Origin of the sequence: Sphingobium limneticum (genome assembly GCF_008710155.1) — a bacterium.
Classification (GTDB): domain Bacteria; phylum Pseudomonadota; class Alphaproteobacteria; order Sphingomonadales; family Sphingomonadaceae; genus Sphingobium; species Sphingobium limneticum.
Genome location: NZ_VYPZ01000008.1, coordinates 168,762 through 185,633, shown reverse-complemented (window position 1 = coordinate 185,633; position 16,872 = coordinate 168,762). Strand labels below are relative to the sequence as shown.

The following is a 16,872-nucleotide window of genomic DNA, read 5'->3' as shown; positions in this document are numbered from 1 at the left end:
TTCAGTACGAAGGGCGGCGGCAAATGATCCCGCCGCAAACAGATATGGGCCAGATTAGCAGATGGGCGGCCTGCGCCAAGTCGATCTTTTCCCAGAGCGCTGCCGCCCGATTCGCCAGGCAGCCATAAGGCGGCGTCAGGCGATGATTTTCTGCTCTGCGCCAAGTCACTGAAAAGGATGATTTTTTACGCTCGAGAACGCGGATTTCATTTTTCTGCAATTCTTCCCCTTGCCGATCTGGGAAAGCCTTGCTAGTTGGCCGCCACCCGCCGAGAGAGACACACTCTCCCGGCCGCCAAGAGCGGGCGTAGCTCAGGGGTAGAGCACAACCTTGCCAAGGTTGGGGTCGAGGGTTCGAATCCCTTCGCCCGCTCCAGTTTTCTGCTAGTTGGCCACATTTGCTGAAAAGGAAACTTTTCGGCCGCCCGAGCGGGCGTAGCTCAGGGGTAGAGCACAACCTTGCCAAGGTTGGGGTCGAGGGTTCGAATCCCTTCGCCCGCTCCAGTTTTTCGAAATCGACAGACTATTGCCTTCGGGCACCGCGTTGTCCGCCTAACCCTGCGGCTGGCCCAATATTTCGCGCGCGCGCGGGGTGAGGCGCTCGACGGCGGCGGCGTGGATGCCGGGGGCGGCGCAGAGCAGGCCGAAGGCGGTCGGCTGGGGCCGGTTGAACAGCAGGGGATCGCCCAGCGCATCGGTCACGGTGCCGCCGGCCTCCTGCACGATCAGCGCGGCGGCGGCGACATCCCATTCATTGCCCCAGCGCACGGTTGCGACCAGATCGGCCTCATCGGCGGCGACCATCGCCATGCGCAGCGCGATGCTGTTGGGCTTGTCCACCGTCACCAGATCGCGATCGATGCGGGGCAATTGTTCGGCGGGGACGCGCGCACCCGGCAGGGTTTTGCGGGAACCTGCCTGTAGCGTCACGCCGTTGCGGGTCGCGCCCTTGCCCAGTTGCGCCACCCACAATTCGTTGCGGGCCGGGGCGGCCAATATGCCGAGCGTCACCGCGCCCCGATCGACCAGCGCCACCGACACGGCCCAGCCCGGTCGCCCGCGCAGATAGTCGCGGGTGCCGTCGATCGGGTCGACCACCCAGACGCGCGGCACGCCCAGGCGATGCACGGTATCGGCTGTCTCTTCCGACAGCCAGCCGGCCTGCGGATCGATTGCCGAGAGGCGGTCGCGCAGCATGGCGTCGACCGACAGGTCGGCCTCGCACACCGGATGGCCGGGCACTTTTTCCCACTGGCGAACGCGCGTTTCGCCATTGGCCCACAGGGTCAGCGCATGGTCGGCCGCATCCGCCACGGCGGAGACGACGGCGCGCAGAGAGGCATCATCCCCCGGCAACGGTCATCCCGTCCACGCGCAGCGTCGGCACGTTCATGGCATAGCGGAATTGCAAGTCGCTGGCCGGCGTCAGGGCGCGGAACATCGCCTTCAAATTGCTGGCGATGGTGATTTCCGACACGGCATGGGTCACCGCGCCATTTTCGATCAGGAAGCCCGCAGCGCCGCGACTATAATCGCCGGTGACGCCGTTCACGCCCATGCCGATCAGTTCGGTGACGTAGAGGCCGCGCGTCACGTCCGCCATCAGGTCGCCGGGCGAGATGGTGCCGGCCTCCATATGGACGTTGGTGATGCTGGCGCCCGGCGCGCCGCTGCCGCCGCGGCTGGCATGGCCGGTGGGTTCCAGGCCCAGCTGACGGGCCGATGCGCTGTCCATCAGCCAGCCGGTCAGCACGCCTTTGTCGATCAGCGCGCGGCGGTCCACCGGCAGTCCTTCGCCATCGAACGGGCGCGAGCGCATGCCGCGCGGCAGCAGCGGATCGTCGATGATGGTGATCGCCGAATCGAACAAAGCTTCGCCGAGCGATTCCAGCAGAAAGCTGGAGCGGCGGGCGATCGCCGGGCCGACCATGCCGCCGATCAGATGGCCGAGCAGGCTGGCGCCGATGCGCGGATCGAAGATGACCGGCATGACGCCGCTTTCGACCTTTACGGGGTTCAGCCGCGCCACCGCCCGTTGGCCCGCGCGGATGCCGACCGATTCGGCATCGTCCAGATCTTCCAGATGGCGGACGCTGTGGCTGGCATGGTCGCGCTGCATGTCGGCGCCGGCGCCGGCCAGCACGCTGGCCCAGGTCGCATGGCTGGTGCCGGCATAGGCGCCGGCAAAGCCATGGCTTGTGGCCAGCGCCACCTGGCTGCGGCCGTTGGATGCGCCGCCGCCTTCGCTGTTGGTGATGCCCGGTACGCTGCGCGCGGCTTCTTCCGCGATCAGCGCGCGTTCGCGTAAGATAGCGGGTTCGGGCTCTTCCTCATCGGTCAGGTCGAGCGAAGGCGGACGCTTCTTGAGCAACCGATCTTCCGGCGCGAGGCCGGCATAAGGATCTTCGGGTGCCTCGCGCGCCATGGCGATGCTGCGATCGACCAGCGTGGCGAGCGTCGCGGGATTCATGTCCGACGCCGAAATGCTGGCGGACCGCTGGCCGATGAAGACGCGCAGGCCGATCTCCTCCCCCTCGGACCGTTCGACATCCTCCAGCGCGCCCAGGCGGACCGACACGTTGGTCGATGCGGTGCAGGCGTAAATGGCGTCGGCGGCATCCGCCCCGGCCTTGCGCGCGGCGTTGACCAGATCCTGCGCGCGCGACTGGGCTTCGTCTAGGCTGAGCATGGAGGGGAAATCGTCCTCGAATATGGGGAAAGAAGGGGTTGGCCTTACGCGCTTGCGTCAGCGCGAACAAGGCTGGGGGGCGCAACGCCGGCCAGCCAATGGTCGAGCAGGTGCCAGGCGACGGCCATTTGCGACGGGGCGAGAAAAGGGGCGTCGGGGTCGCCGGCCATGGCCGCGCGCACCTGGTCGGCGTCGCACCAGAAGGCGTCCTCGATCTCGGTTTCATCCAGCGTCAGGGCGTCATCCTGCGCCTGGGCGATGCAGGCGATCATCAGGGACGAAGGGAAGGGCCAGGGCTGGCTCATCACATAGCGCACATCATGGACGCGGACGCCGGCCTCCTCGAACACTTCGCGCGCGACCGCTTCCTCGATCGTCTCGCCCGGTTCGACGAAGCCGGCCAGCGCCGAATAGCGGCCGGGCGGCCAGGCATGCTGGCGACCGAGCAGGATGCGCCCGCGATATTCGGCCAGCATGATGACGACGGGGTCGGTGCGGGGGAAATGTTCGGCAGCGCAGGCGTCGGCATCGCATTTGCGCGACCAGCCGGCCTTGACCGGGCGGGTGGTCGCGCCGCAGACCGAGCAATGGCGATGCCGGGCATGCCAATGGACCAGGCTGCGCGCGGTGCCGTAGAGCGCGACCTCATCGGCCGGGACCAGCCCGGCGATGGCGCGGCTGCGCGGTGTGGGGGTGAGGGCCGGGCCAAGATCGGCGACCAGCCGGGCGAAGATCGGCCGGGCGGCCGGATCGACCCCCAGCAGCACATGATCCTCCACATGGGCGTCGGGGGCGAGCGGTTCCAGCAGCAGATGGCCGTCCACCTCCACCGGCTCCAGCCCGTCGAGCACCAGCAGGCGGGCGGCGGGATCGGCGAATGTTTCGGCGAGCAGCGCAGGATTGGAGCGGATAGGGTCGACGCGGTCCAGCCTGCTGCCGACGAAGCCCGGCACCTGTCTGTTGGTCGGGTCAGTTCCGTGCATTGGCTTGCCTTTCCTTCCTCACCGCATCGGCCGCGCGGGCGAATAATGTTGGCAATCCTGCCTCCCCGATCCGATCGATCGGCCACCATTCGCCTGCGCCCGGCGGCGTCATCTCCGCCCCCACATGGGCATGGTGGACGCGCAGCGCTAGTGAGAAATGGGTGAAGACATGCGCGACCGGCTCATCGATGGTCGACCAGTGCGCCCTCAGCGGCGGAGTGGCGTCGGGCGCGTCGCTCCAGTCGGAGCTGGGAAGCGCGCGCATGCCGCCCAGCAGCCCCTTGTCCGGACGGCGGATCAGCCAGACATTGCCATCCCGCTCGATCCACCAGCCATGGCCGGTGCGATGGGGGCGCGTTTTCTTGGGCGGCTTGACGGGATAAGCGGCAGGATCGGCGGTCAGTATGGCGGCGCAATCCGCGCGGATCGGGCAGATGCCGCAGGCGGGGTTGCGGGCGGTGCAGATGGTCGCGCCCAGATCCATCATCGCCTGCGCGAAGTCGCCGGCGCGGGCGTCGGGGGTGATGCGGTCGCAGGCTTCGCGAATGGCGGGCCGGGCGGCGGGCAAGGGCGTGGCGATCGCGAAGAGGCGGGCGACCACCCGCTCGACATTGGCGTCCACCACCACCGCGCGCCGGCCAAAGGCGATCGCGGCGACGGCGGCGGCGGTATAGGCGCCCACGCCGGGTAGAGCGCGCAGTCCGTCCTCGGTATCGGGGAAGATGCCGCCATGATCGCGTGCCACCGCCCGCGCACAGGCGAGCAGGTTGCGGGCGCGGGCATAATAGCCAAGCCCGGCCCAGGCGGCCATCAGGTCGGCGTCTTCGGCGGCGGCCAGATCCTGCACCGTCGGCCAGCGTTCCGTGAATTTCGCGAAATAGGGGCCGACGGCGGCCACCGTCGTCTGTTGCAGCATCACTTCCGACAGCCAGACCCGATAGGGGTCGGCGGCGTTGCTGCCGGGCGGCGCGCGCCAGGGCAGGCGCCGGGCATGCACATCATAGTGAGCGAGCAGGTCGCCCGCGATTTTTCTGTCTCTACCCTCGACGCGCATGCCAGCCCTATGCCATGTAGCGCGTCATGACGGAACGCCCGGCCCCCCCTAAATATAAGAGTCGTGCCAAGGCGCCGGCCGAGCGTCCCCGCACCGGCGCGCCGCGCGCGATCGCCGACCTGATGCCGGATATCGGCCGCGCGGCCTTCCGCAAGTTCGGCTTCGTTCAATCCAGCATCGTCACCCGCTGGGCGGAGATTGTCGGCAGCCATTATGCCGGCATTTCCGCGCCCGAATCGATCCGCTTCCCGGTGGGCCAAAAGGCTGGCGGCACGTTGCAGCTAACGGTGATGAGCGGCCATGCGCCGATGGTCCAGCATATGCTGCCCGACATCGTCGAGCGGGTGAACCGCTTCTTTGGCTATGCCGCCGTCGCCAAGGTGGCGATGCGGCAGGGCGAAATCACCCCGGCCCGGGCCGAACGTCGCCCGCCGCCCCGCAACCTGAAGCCCATTCCGGTCGAGCTGGGCGATTCGCTGCGCGACATTGGCGACCCGGAATTGCGCGCCGTGCTGGAATCGCTGGCACAGGGCCTTGCCAACAGCAGCGGATTGCCGAAAATTAACTAGAGTGGTGGCTGACCGGATGGCACAGCCGTTCATTCGCCGCACATGACCCCTATTCGGCTCCGGTTCAGCGGAGCCTTTCTACGGACGCGCCCCATGAAGAAACTGCTCCTGCCGCTTGCCTTGCTTGCCGTTCCCGCCGCTCTGGTCGCCGCGCCTGCCGCCAATTGGGTGAGCCGGGTCGTGCTGTCGCCGATCGGCGGCCATTTGATGGGCAATCCTGCCGCTGCGACCAAGCTGGTCGAATATGTGAGCTATACCTGTTCGCATTGCGCCCATTTCGTGGGTGAAGCGAGCGCGCCGCTCAAGACCGGCTATGTGAAGGGCGGCAAGGTCAGCGTCGAAGTGCGCAACGCCGTGCGCGACAAATATGACCTGACCGCCGCGCTGCTCGCCCGTTGCGGCGGCCCGGCCCGTTTCATGGGCAATCATGAGGCGCTGTTCGCCAACCAGACGCCCTGGATGGAGAAGATCGAAGCCTATGACGGCAGCGGCGAAAAGCCGGCCGACCAGGTCGCGGCGCTCAAGGATATCGGGCAGAAGACCGGCCTGTACGCGCTGATGAACAAGCGTGGCTTCACCAATGCGCAGCTGGACGCCTGCGTCGCCAATCCGGCGTCGATGAAGCAGGTGCTGGCGATGACGGACGAGGCATGGAACAAGGCCAAGATCACCGGCACGCCCGGTTTCGTCGTCAACGGGACCAAGGTGGACGGATCGAGCTGGTCGATCCTTCAGGCTGCATTGCCCCCCGCCGCGCGCTGATCTAAACCCCTTTTCATCCTGTTTGATTTCGGAGCCTTGCCCGTCGTGAAAGCCTTTTCCGGTATAGCCCTTATCGCCCTCAGCCTCACCCTTGCCGCCTGCGGCAAGAATGAGGAAGCCGCCAAGCCGACCGGCGAAGCGGTCGCCGCCGTCGCCGCACCCGCCGGCACCAGCTGGTCGGACACGATCGCGGAAACGCCGGACGGCTATTTCGTGATGGGCAACCCGTCGGCGAAGGTGAAGCTGATCGAATATGGCTCCTATACGTGCAGCCATTGCAAGGATTTCTCGGCCGAAGCGTCGGAGGAGATCAAGAAGATCGTCGACACCGGCAAGATGAGCTTCGAATTCCGCACCTATCTGCGCGATCCGATCGACCTGACCACCGCGCTGCTGGCCCGTTGCGGCGGCAAGGACATCTTCTACCCGCTGTCGGAGCAGTTCTTCGCTAACCAGTCGGCGATGTTCGAAAAGGTGCAGGGCGCGCAGGCCGCCTTCCAGGGCGTGGACAAGCTGCCCCCGGCGCAGCGTCCCGGCGCGATCGCCCAGATTGCGGGCCTGGTCGAATATGCGCAGCAGCGCGGCATTTCCGCCGATCAGGCGAAGGTGTGCCTGGCCGATACCGCCATTGCCGAGAAGCTGGCCAAGAATGTCGAGAAGGCCAATAGCGAATATCAGATTCAGGGGACGCCCAGCTTCCTGATCAACGGCGTGCTGCTGGACAATGTCGCCAGTTGGTCCGCACTTCAGCCCAAGCTCAAGGAAGCGGGACTCTGATTGCATCAGAGGGGGCTGACAGGCGCGCCTACGCATAGAGGAACCGGGGTGGCAGGCTGCCCCGGTTTTCCGTCATGCAGATAAAGCGCCTCAAACTCTCCGGCTTCAAAAGCTTCGTCGATGCGACGGAGTTGCGCATCGAGCCGGGGCTGACCGGCATCGTCGGCCCCAATGGGTGCGGCAAATCCAACCTGCTGGAAGCGATCCGGTGGGTCATGGGCGAATCCAGCGCCAAATCCATGCGCGGCGGTGGCATGGAGGATGTGATCTTCGCGGGCACCGCCACGCGGCCGCAACGCGACTTTGCCGAAGTGTCGCTGCTTACCGTCCAGGAACAGGGCGAGCTGTTTTCCGCCGTCGATGTCGGCGCGGACGGCGAACTGGAAGTCACGCGCCGGATCGAGCGCGGGGCGGGTAGCGCCTACAGAGCCAATGGCAAGGATGTGCGCGCCAAGGACGTGTCGCTGGTCTTCGCCGATGCCGCCACCGGGCCGCACAGTCCGGCGCTGGTCAGTCAGGGGCGGATCGCCGCCGTCATCGCTGCCCGGCCGCAGGAACGGCGCGCCATGCTGGAGGAAGCGGCGGGCATTGCCGGCCTGCATGTCCGGCGCAAGGATGCCGAGCAGAAATTGCGCGCGGCCGAGGCCAATCTGGCCCGGCTGGACGAGATTTTGCTGGATATGGACGCGCGCGCCAATGCGCTGCGGCGGCAGGCGAGGGCGGCGGAACGCTATATCCGCCTGTCGGACCAGATTCGGGTGGCCGAAGGACGGGTGCTGTTCGCCCGCTGGCGCGAGGCCAATGCCAGTGCGGAGGCTGCACGGGCGGAGGCGAAGCAGGCTGACACGGCCGTGTCGGCCGCGCAGGAGGGGCAGATGGCCGCCGCCGCCCATGCGCAGGCGGCCGTGGCAGCGCTGGCCGACCGACGCACGGCCGCGCAGAATGCGCGCGATGCCGCCAATGAGGCGGGGCATCGGCTGGCAGCGCTGCGGACCGAGCGGGAGTCGGTCGTCCGTCGCCTGGTCGACCTGACGCAGCAGGCGAGCCGGCTGGAGGAAGATCGGGCGCGCGAAGGGACGCTGGCCAATGATGCGGCCGATGCGATCGCCCGGCTGACGGCGGAGATCGCGACGCTGAAGGGGCGGGTGGCCGAAACGGAGAAATTGCGCCCAGCCTTTGCCACGCGGATCGCCGCGGCCGAGGATGCCGCGCGGGACGCCGAACTGGATCTTGCAAAGGCGATGGCGACGCAGGCGGCCGAGCAGGCGGAGTTGCGCGTGGCGGAGGCGGCGCTGGTGGCTGCGCGCACTCGGCTCGATCGGGCCGAGCGGGAAGTCGCGCGATTGACTGCGGAAGCGGCCGCCCTGCCCGATGCCGCCCCGCTGGAGGCGCAGCGCGAGACGGCGATCGCCGATCAGGATAAGTCGAAGGCCGAGCGCGATGCCGCCGAAAGCGCGATCCAGTCGGCCGATGCGGATCGGCAGTCCGCCGCCGAAGCACGAGCGTCGGCCGAAGCGGCGCTGGCATCGGCGCGCGCCGGGCTGGCGGCGCTCGATAGCGAGGCGGCGGCGCTGAAGCGGGCGGTCGATAGCGGTAGCGCCGGCAAAGCGCGAGCGCTGGATCGGCTGAAGGCGGCGCCGGGCTATGAGCGGGCACTCGCCGCCGCGCTGGGCGACGATCTGGAAGCGCCGGTCGGGGCGGAGGGCAAGCGGCGCTGGGCCGGGGCGGATTCGTTGCCCGGTGATCCCGCCTTGCCCGCTGGCGCCACGCCGCTGGCCGCGCATGTCATGGCGCCGGCCGAACTGGCCCGCCGTCTGGCGCAGATTGGCGTGGTGGACCGGGACGAAGGGCAGGCGCTGGGCGTCGGACAAAGGCTGGTCACGCGGGACGGGCAGTTGCGCCGCTGGGACGGATATGTCGCGGTAGAGGGCGGGGCGGCGGCGGCCGAGCGACTGATCCGGCTGAATCGGCTGGAGGCGATCGGCGCTGCGCGCCCGGCCATGCAGGCGGAGGTCGAGCAGGCGGCGACGGCGCAGGATGGCGCAAAGGCGCGCGAACAGGCGGCCGTGCAGGCGCTGGCCGCAGGACGCACCGCCCTGTCGCAGGCGGACCAGAAGTTGCGCACTGCGCTGCGCGCCGCCGATGAGGCGACGACGGCGCTGGAGCGGCTGGCGGGGCGGCGTGAGGGTGTCGAGGAACGATTGGCCGAAGCGCGGCGCGACCGGGATGGTGCGCAGGGCGAACATGAGAAGGCTGAAATCAACCGTGCCGCCGTGCCCGATGGCGCGGAAACCCGTGCGCTGGTCGCCACCCTGTCGCAAGCCAGCGAGAAGGCGCGGGGCGCCGTCAGCCAGTTGCAGGCGGATCAGGCGCTGGCCGATCGCGCCCTGACCATCGACCGGGAACGGCAGGCGGCGGCCGATGCCGAGGTGAAGGGCTGGCGCGCGCGCGCCGGCGAGGCGGCCAAGCGGATCGCCGCGATGGTCGCGCGGGCCGAGGAGATTGTCGGCGAGCGCGATGGACTTGCGGCGCAACCCGGTGCGCTGGCCAGCGCCATAGCGGGGCTGAGCGATCAGGGCACGGCCCTGACGCAGGCCGCCGATCAGGCTCGCGGTGCCGAGCAGGAAGCGGAGAGTGGGCTGCGCACGGCCGAGGGGCGTGCGGCGCAGGCGGGCGAGGCGCTGGCCGCCGCGCGCGAAGCCCGCGCCACCGCCGTCGCCCGCGCCGAGGCCGCCGACGAACGGCGGATCGAAACCAACCGCCTGTCGGGCGAGCGGTTCGAATGTCCGCCGCCGGTTCTGCCGGAGAAACTGGGCTTTGCCAGTGCCGAGATCCGCATCGCCCAAACCGAACTGGCCGATCATGACCGCTTCCATGCCGAGCGCGAGCGGATCGGCCCGGTCAATCTGGTCGCGGCGCAGGAATTGGAAGAACTGGAAGCTGCCCAAGCGACCAGCCGATCAGAAAGCGCGGAACTCACGCAGGCGATCAACCAGCTGCGCGGATCGATCGGCAGCCTCAATCGCGAGGGGCGGCAACGCCTGCTCGCCGCGTTCGAGGCCGTAGACGGGCATTTCCGGCGGCTTTTCACGACATTGTTCAATGGCGGGCAGGCGCATCTGGAACTGATCGACAGCGACGATCCGCTGGAGGCGGGGCTGGAGATCATGGCCCAGCCGCCGGGCAAGAAGCTGGCGGCGCTGACCTTGTTGTCGGGCGGCGAGCAGGCGCTGACCGCCGTGGCGCTGATCTTTGGCCTGTTCCTGACCAACCCCGCACCGATCTGCGTGCTGGATGAGGTCGACGCGCCGCTGGACGATGCCAATGTCGAGCGGTTCTGCGACCTGCTGGACGCGATGGTGGCGCAGACCAACACCCGCTACCTGATCGTCACCCACAATGCCGTCAGCATGGCGCGCATGCACCGCCTGTTCGGCGTGACCATGGTGGAGCGTGGCGTCAGCCGATTGGTGTCGGTCAACCTGCAAAGCGCCGAGGCGCTGCTCGCGGCGGAATAGCGTGACTGGTTCGAGATTCTCATCGGGCCGTTCGCGCTGAGCTTGTCGAAGGGCCACACTGTCTTGAAGAAAAAGCAGGGTTTCGACAGGCTCAGCCCGAACGGAATTTCGGGAGGGTCGGCCGCTTAACTTCGCACATTTCCCGCAGATTTCGACATTTTGTTACGTGGCGGTGATCCTATCGGAAAGCCGGGACGCCATGATAGCATCCAAGCCGTCCGATAGGACAGCGCCATCACCCTCGCCCGAACCAGCCCTTCATCCGGCGGAACAGGCCGCGTTCGCTGACCGGTTCGAACATTTCTTCCGGGCCTTCGGGGTCCAGCACCTCATGGTCGGCGATCCATTGCTGCACGTCGTTGAGGTCGGGCGTCACATAGGGGCGCAGCGTACGGCCGGGCTTCTGACGCAGTTCCTCGATCGCGGCGATCAGGCCGCGTTCGGCGATGACGGCGGATACGCGTTCGGCCGGCAGGTCGAGATGTTCGGCGATCAGGTCGTCGCGAATCTTCAGGATCGTCGCCTGCCGCCCTTCATTGGCGGGCAGCGCCGTGTCGATCGACACGTCGCATTCGGTATCCAGCCGCATCGACCGGTTGTTCATGTTGGACGAGCCGACGCGGATCAGCCGATCGTCCACGATCAGGATCTTGGCATGGACATAGATGGGCACGCCGCGATTGGTGAAGGGGTGGTAGATGCGGAAGCGGCCATGCGTGTCTCGCGCCTTCAGCGCCTCGTACAGGCGCGCACGGGCGGTATCCATCGCCTGCTGTTCCAGCCAGCCGTCCGCCTGCTCGGGATTGACGATGACGATGTCCGGCCCTTCCGCTTCGCCCAGACGCTTGGCGATCGCCTCGGCAATGCGGCGGGAGGCGAAATATTGGCTTTCGGCATAGATGTGCCGCTTCGCCGCGGCGATCTGATGCAGATAGAGCTGCTCGATCTCGGTCAGTTCTTCCTGATCGTCCATCTTGGGCGCGGATCGAGCGATGGCGACATCGACGCCCTCAAACTGCACCGGCAACCGGTCGGGCCAGCAATCGCTGATGCCCTCGACCGGCTCCAGCGGATCGCCGCCCGCGCCGATCCAGCGATTGCGGGCATGTTCGCCCAGCGCGGCGGCGACCGGGGCGGCCAGTGCCGTGGTGGCATCATGCCAGGGGCCATAGGGCGACCCGTCGGGATGCAGCCGGCCCGGCTCCTCGTCACGATGATGGCGCGTGTCCCAGCGATCGCCGGTCATGTCGATGCCGCCGCAGAAGGCGAAGCAATCGTCGATCACCACGATTTTCTGATGATGGGAAGCGGCCGGCGGATGATGGCTGTCCAGCTTCACCGTGATGCGCGGATGCGCCATCCAGCGCAGCGTGGTGACGAGGTGGGAGGGGCGCGCCATCGACTTGATCGCGCCGACATCCCAGCGCAGCAGGAAAATTTCCAATTCCGGCGTCTGTTCGACCAGCCAGGTAATGAAGTCGCCGATGACCATCGGCGCGTCATCCTTCGCCTCATCCTCGCGAATCAGGCTGATGGCCGGATCGAAATCCCATCCGATCAGCATGATGCGGCGCTTGGCCTTCATCATCGCGGCGCGGGCCTGACGGAAATAGGCGTCGGCGTCGATGATGACGCTGGCCCGGTCGGCGCGCGCGATGCGCCAGCAATCCTCGCCCGGCTGTGGCGTCATAGCGAAGCACTCCCCACGACCAGACAGCCCAGGAACATCAGCAAACCGGCAAAGCGGTTGGACCGGAATTTACGCAGGGGATCGACTCCATCTTCCTTCAACGTGCCTGTCTGCCACAGCAGATGCACCGCCATGGGCAGCAGGGCGGCCAGGGCCAGACCTTGCGGCCGTATCTGCCAGATTGCGCTTCCCCACAAGGCCAGAGCCGCCACATAACATAATGTCACGCCGCCGCGCACATGGCGGCCCATCGACAGCGCGCTGGATCCGATGCCGATCAGCGCGTCATCCTCCCGGTCCTGCAACGCATAGATGGTGTCATAGCCCACCACCCAGAAGAGGCTGCCGGCATAGAGAAGCAGGCCGGGCAGGGTGAGGGCGCCCGCCACCTCGCTCCAGCCCACTAGTGCCGCCCAGGAGAAGACGAGGCCGAGCCATACCTGCGGCCAGCCGGTGATCCGCTTCATGAAGGGATAGGCGGCGACCAGCGCCAGACTGCCCAGCGCCACGACCTGCGCATAAAAAGTGAGTTGCAGCAGCACGATCAGGCCGATGAGGCACAACGCAAGGAGCCAGGCCCAGGCGATCTTCACCGACATGGCGCCGCTGGCCAGCGGCCGTGCGGCGGTGCGCGCGACCTTCCGGTCCAGATCGCGGTCTACGATATCGTTGAACACGCAGCCTGCCCCGCGCATCGCGATGCTGCCGATCAGGAGCCAGCCGATCAGCGGCCAGCGGGCAAAGCCGCCCCCGGCCAGCGCTACGGCCCATGCGCCGGGCCAGAACAGCAGCCACCAACCGATCGGCCGATCGAATCGCGCCAGTTGCGCCAATATGCGGGGCGTGTCCGGCAGGCGGGCGAGCAGGCCGCGCGCTTCGCTGTCAGGCACGATCCCTTGATTTAACGGCGTCTGGTTCAACGGCTACTCCATAGCCCGCTTGTCGAAGGGCCATGCTTCTCTTTAGGGAAGAAGCATTACAGGACAAGCCACGAGAGAAAATGACCGCAACCCCCGCCTGGCCCCCGCAAAGCGCCCCCCGCCTGCATGTCGAAACCCAGCTGGGCGAAGGCGTGGTGGTGTCGATCGACGGCAATCCGGCCCATTATCTCATCAGCGTGATGCGGGTGAAGCTGGACGATATCGTCTTGCTGTTCGACGGCCGGTCCGGCGAATGGGCGGCGCGCGCCCGCGATATCCGCAAGCGCGACCTGGTGCTGGAATGTGTGAGCCAGACTAAGCCGCCCGAACATGTGCCCGATTTCTGGCTATGCTGTGCGCCGATCAAGAAGGGGCGCATCGACCTGATCGCCGAAAAAGCGTGCGAACTGGGCGTGGCGCGGCTTCAGCCGGTGCTGACCCGCCGGGCGGTGGTGGACAAGCTGAATCTGGATCGGCTCCATTCCCATCTGGTGGAAGCGGCGGAGCAATGCGGGCGCACTGCTCTACCTGAATTGACCGAAATGACGAAGCTGGACGCGTTGCTGAAGGGCTGGTCGCCCGATCGGCATCTGTTCTTCGCGGACGAGACGGGCGGCGCGCCGCTGGAGGCGACATTGCGCACCCATCCCGGACCCGCCGCCTTTCTGGTCGGGCCGGAGGGCGGATTCGATCCTGCCGAGCGGGATGCGATCCGCGCGACGCCCGGCGCCGTGCCGGTATCGCTGGGGCCGCGAATCCTGCGCGCGGAAACCGCCGCGATCGCGGCGACGGCGGCCTGGATGACGATCAATGGGGATTGGAAATAGTTTCATTCCGCTATTGGATTGAAGCCATTATAGGCAGGCCCTATGTGGTGATCGCCCGACTTTGTTTGACGGGCCGAGGGGAAGCAGTAAGGGCGGGGCATGAGCACCAGAACAGACTCAGGGGATCATGATCCCGTCATCGAGAATCGCGACCAGTTGATCGCGGCCTTTTCCAAGGGTGAAAAGCCCAAGGAACGCTGGCGGATCGGGACCGAGCACGAGAAATTCGTCTATAGCCGCAAGGATCATCACGCCCCTTCCTATGAGGAGATGGGCGGCATCCACACGCTGCTGATCGGCCTGACCCGCTATGGCTGGAACCCGGTGTTCGAGGGCGAGAATATCATCGCTTTGTCCGGCACCGACGGGACGATCAGCCTGGAGCCGGCGGGGCAGCTGGAACTGAGCGGCGCGCCGCTCGACAATCTGCACCAGACCTGCGCCGAAACCGGCCGTCATCTGGAGCAGGTGAAATATGTCGGCGACATGCTGGGCCTGGGCTTCCTTGGCCTTGGCATGTGGCCGGACAAGACGCGCGCAGAGCTGCCGATCATGCCCAAGGGCCGCTATGAGATCATGCTGCGGCACATGCCGCGCGTGGGGTCGATGGGCCTGGACATGATGTTGCGCACCTGCACCATTCAGACCAACCTCGACTATGGCAGCGAGGCGGACATGGCGCAGAAATTCCGTGTGTCGCTGGCCTTGCAACCGCTCGCGACCGCGCTGTTCGCCAATTCGCCCTTTACGGAAGGCAAGCCCAACGGCTTCCTCTCCTATCGCAGCCATATCTGGTCGGACACCGATCCGGGCCGCACCGGCATGCTGCCCTTCGTGTTCGAGGACGGCTTCGGCTATGAACGCTATGCCGACTATGCGCTCGATGTGCCGATGTATTTCGTCTACCGCGACGGCAAATATATCGACGCGGCAGGCCATAGTTTCCGCGACTTCCTGGACGGCAAGCTGGCGGTCCTGCCGGGCGAAAAGCCGACCGAGAAGGATTGGGAGGATCATCTGTCCACCGCCTTCCCCGAAGTGCGGATGAAGAGCTTCCTGGAGATGCGCGGCGCCGATGGTGGGCCGTGGAACCGCATCTGCGCGCTGCCGGCGCTGTGGGTCGGCCTGCTCTACGATCAGGGTGCGCTCGACGCGGCGTGGGACGTGGTGAAGGACTGGACCATGGAGGAACGGCAGACGCTGCGCGACTCCGTGCCCAAGCTGGGCCTGGACGCGCCGATCGGTGGCGGACGGAAACTGCGCGACATTGCGGGTCAGGTGGTCGATATCGCCCGTTCGGGCCTCACCGCGCGTGGTCGCCTCAACGGCGCGGGCGACAATGAGACGGGCTATCTGTCCTTTCTGGACGAGGTGGTCGCTTCGGGCAAGACCAACGCCGAACGGCTGCTGGAACGCTATCATGGCGAGTGGCAGGGCGACCTTGGCCGCGTCTATGACGAGGAAAGCTTCTAGGAAATGCGGTTTTCCGGCGGAGGCCGGAATCCAGTTCCACCCTCTATGTACAGCGCCATGGTGGAACTGGACTCCGGCCTTCGCCGGAGTACGCCATCCTATTCCGCCGGCTGCGCGGTAGCCGCCATCGTCTCGTGCTTCTTCCCCGTCATCCAGGCGAAGAAGCGCGGCACGGGGGCGTTGCGCTCCATCCATGCGCTATAGGCGCGATAGTCGGGGTCGGCGGACAGATGCTGCTCCTCCGTCTTCGCGCGCCAATAATAGACGGCGTTGGTGAGGGCCAGCATGGCGCAGTTGCGCACCATGTCGGTCAGGCTGCCCGACACCGCCAAAAAGGGCAGGGCGGAAAACCACCAGAAGAGATTCTTGGCCAGATAGGCCGGGTGGCGCGTCCAGCGATAGGGGCCGTGGGTCAATATGCCGCGATGGGTAAGGTTTGAAAAGCGCAGGCCGAACGCCACCGTCGCCCAAGCATAAAGGCCGGTCAGCAGCACCAGCCAGCCGCCCAGCAACCATTGCAGCGCGGGCATATTCTGCGTCCAATAATCCCACTCCGCGCCGCCCGCATGATAATCGAGCGGCCCGCCGCCACCCATCAGGACAAAGGGCGGGTAGCACATGAGCGCCGCCAGCCAGCCGCCCAGATAGGGGTTGGCGGTGCGGATATGCGAATCCAGCGGCTTGAAGGTCAGCATATAGCCGACCGTCGCTAGGCAGACGTCAATCATGAACATGACCGCGATCAGGAAACCGGCCATCGCCACCGGGTGGGCGAAGGCATCCTCGATCCGCCAGTCCACCACGCTGGCGAAATTGCCCGGCACGATCGACACCATGAAGGCGAGGAAGAAGCCCTTCACCGCCCAGGCGCGGGCGTGATGGGCGACCTGGACCATGTCCGCCTGCCCTGCGACGCCGCCGATGATCCATTGGCCAAAGCTGTAGGAGGCGTCCTTGGGCTCCACCAACCGCCGGTCGATCCACAGGATATAGGGGATGGACAGCGCCAGAAGCCAAGGCGCGGCGCCCATGAACAGGTCCATGGAGAAACGATAATTGCCGGACCAGTACCAGCGCGCGATGCAATAGAAGGTCGCGATGGCCAGCCAGGTCGCCCACAGGCCTGCGATCTTGACGATGCTGATGTCCATCACGTCGCGCACGGTGCGCGCGGGCGCTTTCCAATCGATCCCGGTGGATGCGTTGCGATGCACCTTGTCGACGATCAGCGACCACAGCACCATCGGCAGCCCGCAGGCGACCACGGCGGTCAGGCCCGCATTGGGCCCGTCCATGCCATAATGCCGCGCCACCAGCGTCCACAGGCCAAGCCCGACGAGCCCGGCGATGCCGACCCCATGGCTGACGGCGGATTTGGGGAGCGATGGTATAGGGGGATCAACCGTCTTCATGACTGCGGCCATTAGCAGATAATGGTAAGCAAGCCGTGAACCGCTTTGCGAGGCGGATGGTCTGTCGAGAAGGTTTGTGGTGCCCGGGGACGGATTCGAACCGCCGACACTGCGATTTTCAATCGCATGCTCTACCAACTGAGCTACCCGGGCATCGGGTCAACGGCGGAGGCGTCCGCCGGATGGAGGCGTGCCTAT

General features: G+C 66.5%; 14 protein-coding genes and 3 tRNA genes. 8 read left to right on the top strand and 9 right to left on the bottom strand.

Going from position 1 to position 16,872, the window contains the following annotated elements:
• Position 1: 1 nt before the first annotated feature.
• Positions 2 to 220: a hypothetical protein gene (locus F4U94_RS12310; protein WP_145986241.1), complete on the bottom strand. Its 219-nt coding sequence runs from the start codon at positions 218 to 220 to the stop codon at positions 2 to 4.
• An 81-nt stretch (positions 221 to 301) separates the two neighbouring features.
• Here F4U94_RS12310 and F4U94_RS12305 point away from each other — a divergent pair.
• Positions 302 to 376: transfer RNA gene (locus F4U94_RS12305), tRNA-Gly, on the top strand.
• A 53-nt stretch (positions 377 to 429) separates the two neighbouring features.
• A tRNA-Gly gene (locus tag F4U94_RS12300) sits at positions 430 to 504 on the top strand.
• Positions 505 to 552: 48 nt separating this feature from the next.
• Here F4U94_RS12300 and F4U94_RS12295 read toward each other — a convergent pair.
• The 4 genes from F4U94_RS12295 to mutY are packed head-to-tail and all read right to left on the bottom strand — an operon-like array spanning position 553 to position 4,726.
• Positions 553 to 1,356, bottom strand: coding sequence for an inositol monophosphatase family protein (locus F4U94_RS12295; protein WP_120251428.1), 804 nt, complete (start codon positions 1,354 to 1,356; stop codon positions 553 to 555).
• Positions 1,343 to 2,689, bottom strand: coding sequence for a TldD/PmbA family protein (locus tag F4U94_RS12290; protein ID WP_120251429.1), 1,347 nt, complete (start codon positions 2,687 to 2,689; stop codon positions 1,343 to 1,345). Before F4U94_RS12290 ends, F4U94_RS12295 begins: the two co-directional genes overlap by 14 nt.
• A gap of 44 nt (positions 2,690 to 2,733) precedes the next feature.
• Entirely contained in the window at positions 2,734 to 3,672 is a 939-nt protein-coding gene (gene nudC, locus F4U94_RS12285) for an NAD(+) diphosphatase (RefSeq protein ID WP_120251430.1), read from the bottom strand.
• Entirely contained in the window at positions 3,659 to 4,726 is a 1,068-nt protein-coding gene (mutY, locus tag F4U94_RS12280) for an A/G-specific adenine glycosylase (protein WP_120251431.1), read from the bottom strand. The genes nudC and mutY overlap by 14 nt, the downstream gene beginning before the upstream one ends.
• A 26-nt stretch (positions 4,727 to 4,752) precedes the next feature.
• On the opposite strand from mutY, the gene F4U94_RS12275 reads away from it, so the two are divergent.
• From F4U94_RS12275 to F4U94_RS12260, 4 genes are all read left to right on the top strand, one after another.
• On the top strand, positions 4,753 to 5,295 hold the full coding sequence (locus F4U94_RS12275; RefSeq protein ID WP_120251432.1) for a DUF721 domain-containing protein: 543 nt from the start codon (positions 4,753 to 4,755) through the stop codon (positions 5,293 to 5,295).
• A gap of 93 nt (positions 5,296 to 5,388) precedes the next feature.
• Positions 5,389 to 6,057 (top strand): thioredoxin domain-containing protein, encoded by a 669-nt coding sequence (locus F4U94_RS12270; RefSeq protein WP_120251433.1) that lies wholly within the window; start codon positions 5,389 to 5,391, stop codon positions 6,055 to 6,057.
• Positions 6,058 to 6,102: 45 nt separating this feature from the next.
• Positions 6,103 to 6,834: a thioredoxin domain-containing protein gene (locus F4U94_RS12265; protein ID WP_120252259.1), complete on the top strand. Its 732-nt coding sequence runs from the start codon at positions 6,103 to 6,105 to the stop codon at positions 6,832 to 6,834.
• 74 nt (positions 6,835 to 6,908) lie between these two features.
• On the top strand, positions 6,909 to 10,352 hold the full coding sequence (locus F4U94_RS12260; RefSeq protein ID WP_120251434.1) for a chromosome segregation SMC family protein: 3,444 nt from the start codon (positions 6,909 to 6,911) through the stop codon (positions 10,350 to 10,352).
• A gap of 235 nt (positions 10,353 to 10,587) precedes the next feature.
• On the opposite strand, the gene F4U94_RS12255 is transcribed toward F4U94_RS12260, so the two are convergent.
• Positions 10,588 to 12,042 carry a phospholipase D-like domain-containing protein gene (locus tag F4U94_RS12255; protein WP_120251435.1) on the bottom strand — a complete coding sequence of 485 codons (1,455 nt, stop codon included), beginning with the start codon at positions 12,040 to 12,042 and terminating at the stop codon, positions 10,588 to 10,590.
• Positions 12,039 to 12,935, bottom strand: coding sequence for a 4-hydroxybenzoate octaprenyltransferase (gene ubiA, locus F4U94_RS12250; RefSeq protein ID WP_249042046.1), 897 nt, complete (start codon positions 12,933 to 12,935; stop codon positions 12,039 to 12,041). Before ubiA ends, F4U94_RS12255 begins: the two co-directional genes overlap by 4 nt.
• Positions 12,936 to 13,042: 107 nt before the next feature.
• On the opposite strand from ubiA, the gene F4U94_RS12245 reads away from it, so the two are divergent.
• On the top strand, positions 13,043 to 13,789 hold the full coding sequence (locus tag F4U94_RS12245) for a 16S rRNA (uracil(1498)-N(3))-methyltransferase (RefSeq protein ID WP_120251437.1): 747 nt from the start codon (positions 13,043 to 13,045) through the stop codon (positions 13,787 to 13,789).
• 99 nt (positions 13,790 to 13,888) lie between these two features.
• Complete coding sequence (locus F4U94_RS12240) at positions 13,889 to 15,262, top strand: glutamate--cysteine ligase (RefSeq protein ID WP_120251438.1); 1,374 nt, start codon at positions 13,889 to 13,891, stop codon at positions 15,260 to 15,262.
• Between the two features lie 98 nt (positions 15,263 to 15,360).
• On the opposite strand, the gene F4U94_RS12235 is transcribed toward F4U94_RS12240, so the two are convergent.
• Positions 15,361 to 16,674, bottom strand: coding sequence for a methyltransferase family protein (locus F4U94_RS12235; protein WP_120252260.1), 1,314 nt, complete (start codon positions 16,672 to 16,674; stop codon positions 15,361 to 15,363).
• Positions 16,675 to 16,751: 77 nt separating this feature from the next.
• Positions 16,752 to 16,827: transfer RNA gene (locus tag F4U94_RS12230), tRNA-Phe, on the bottom strand.
• Between the last annotated feature and the right edge of the window lie 45 nt (positions 16,828 to 16,872).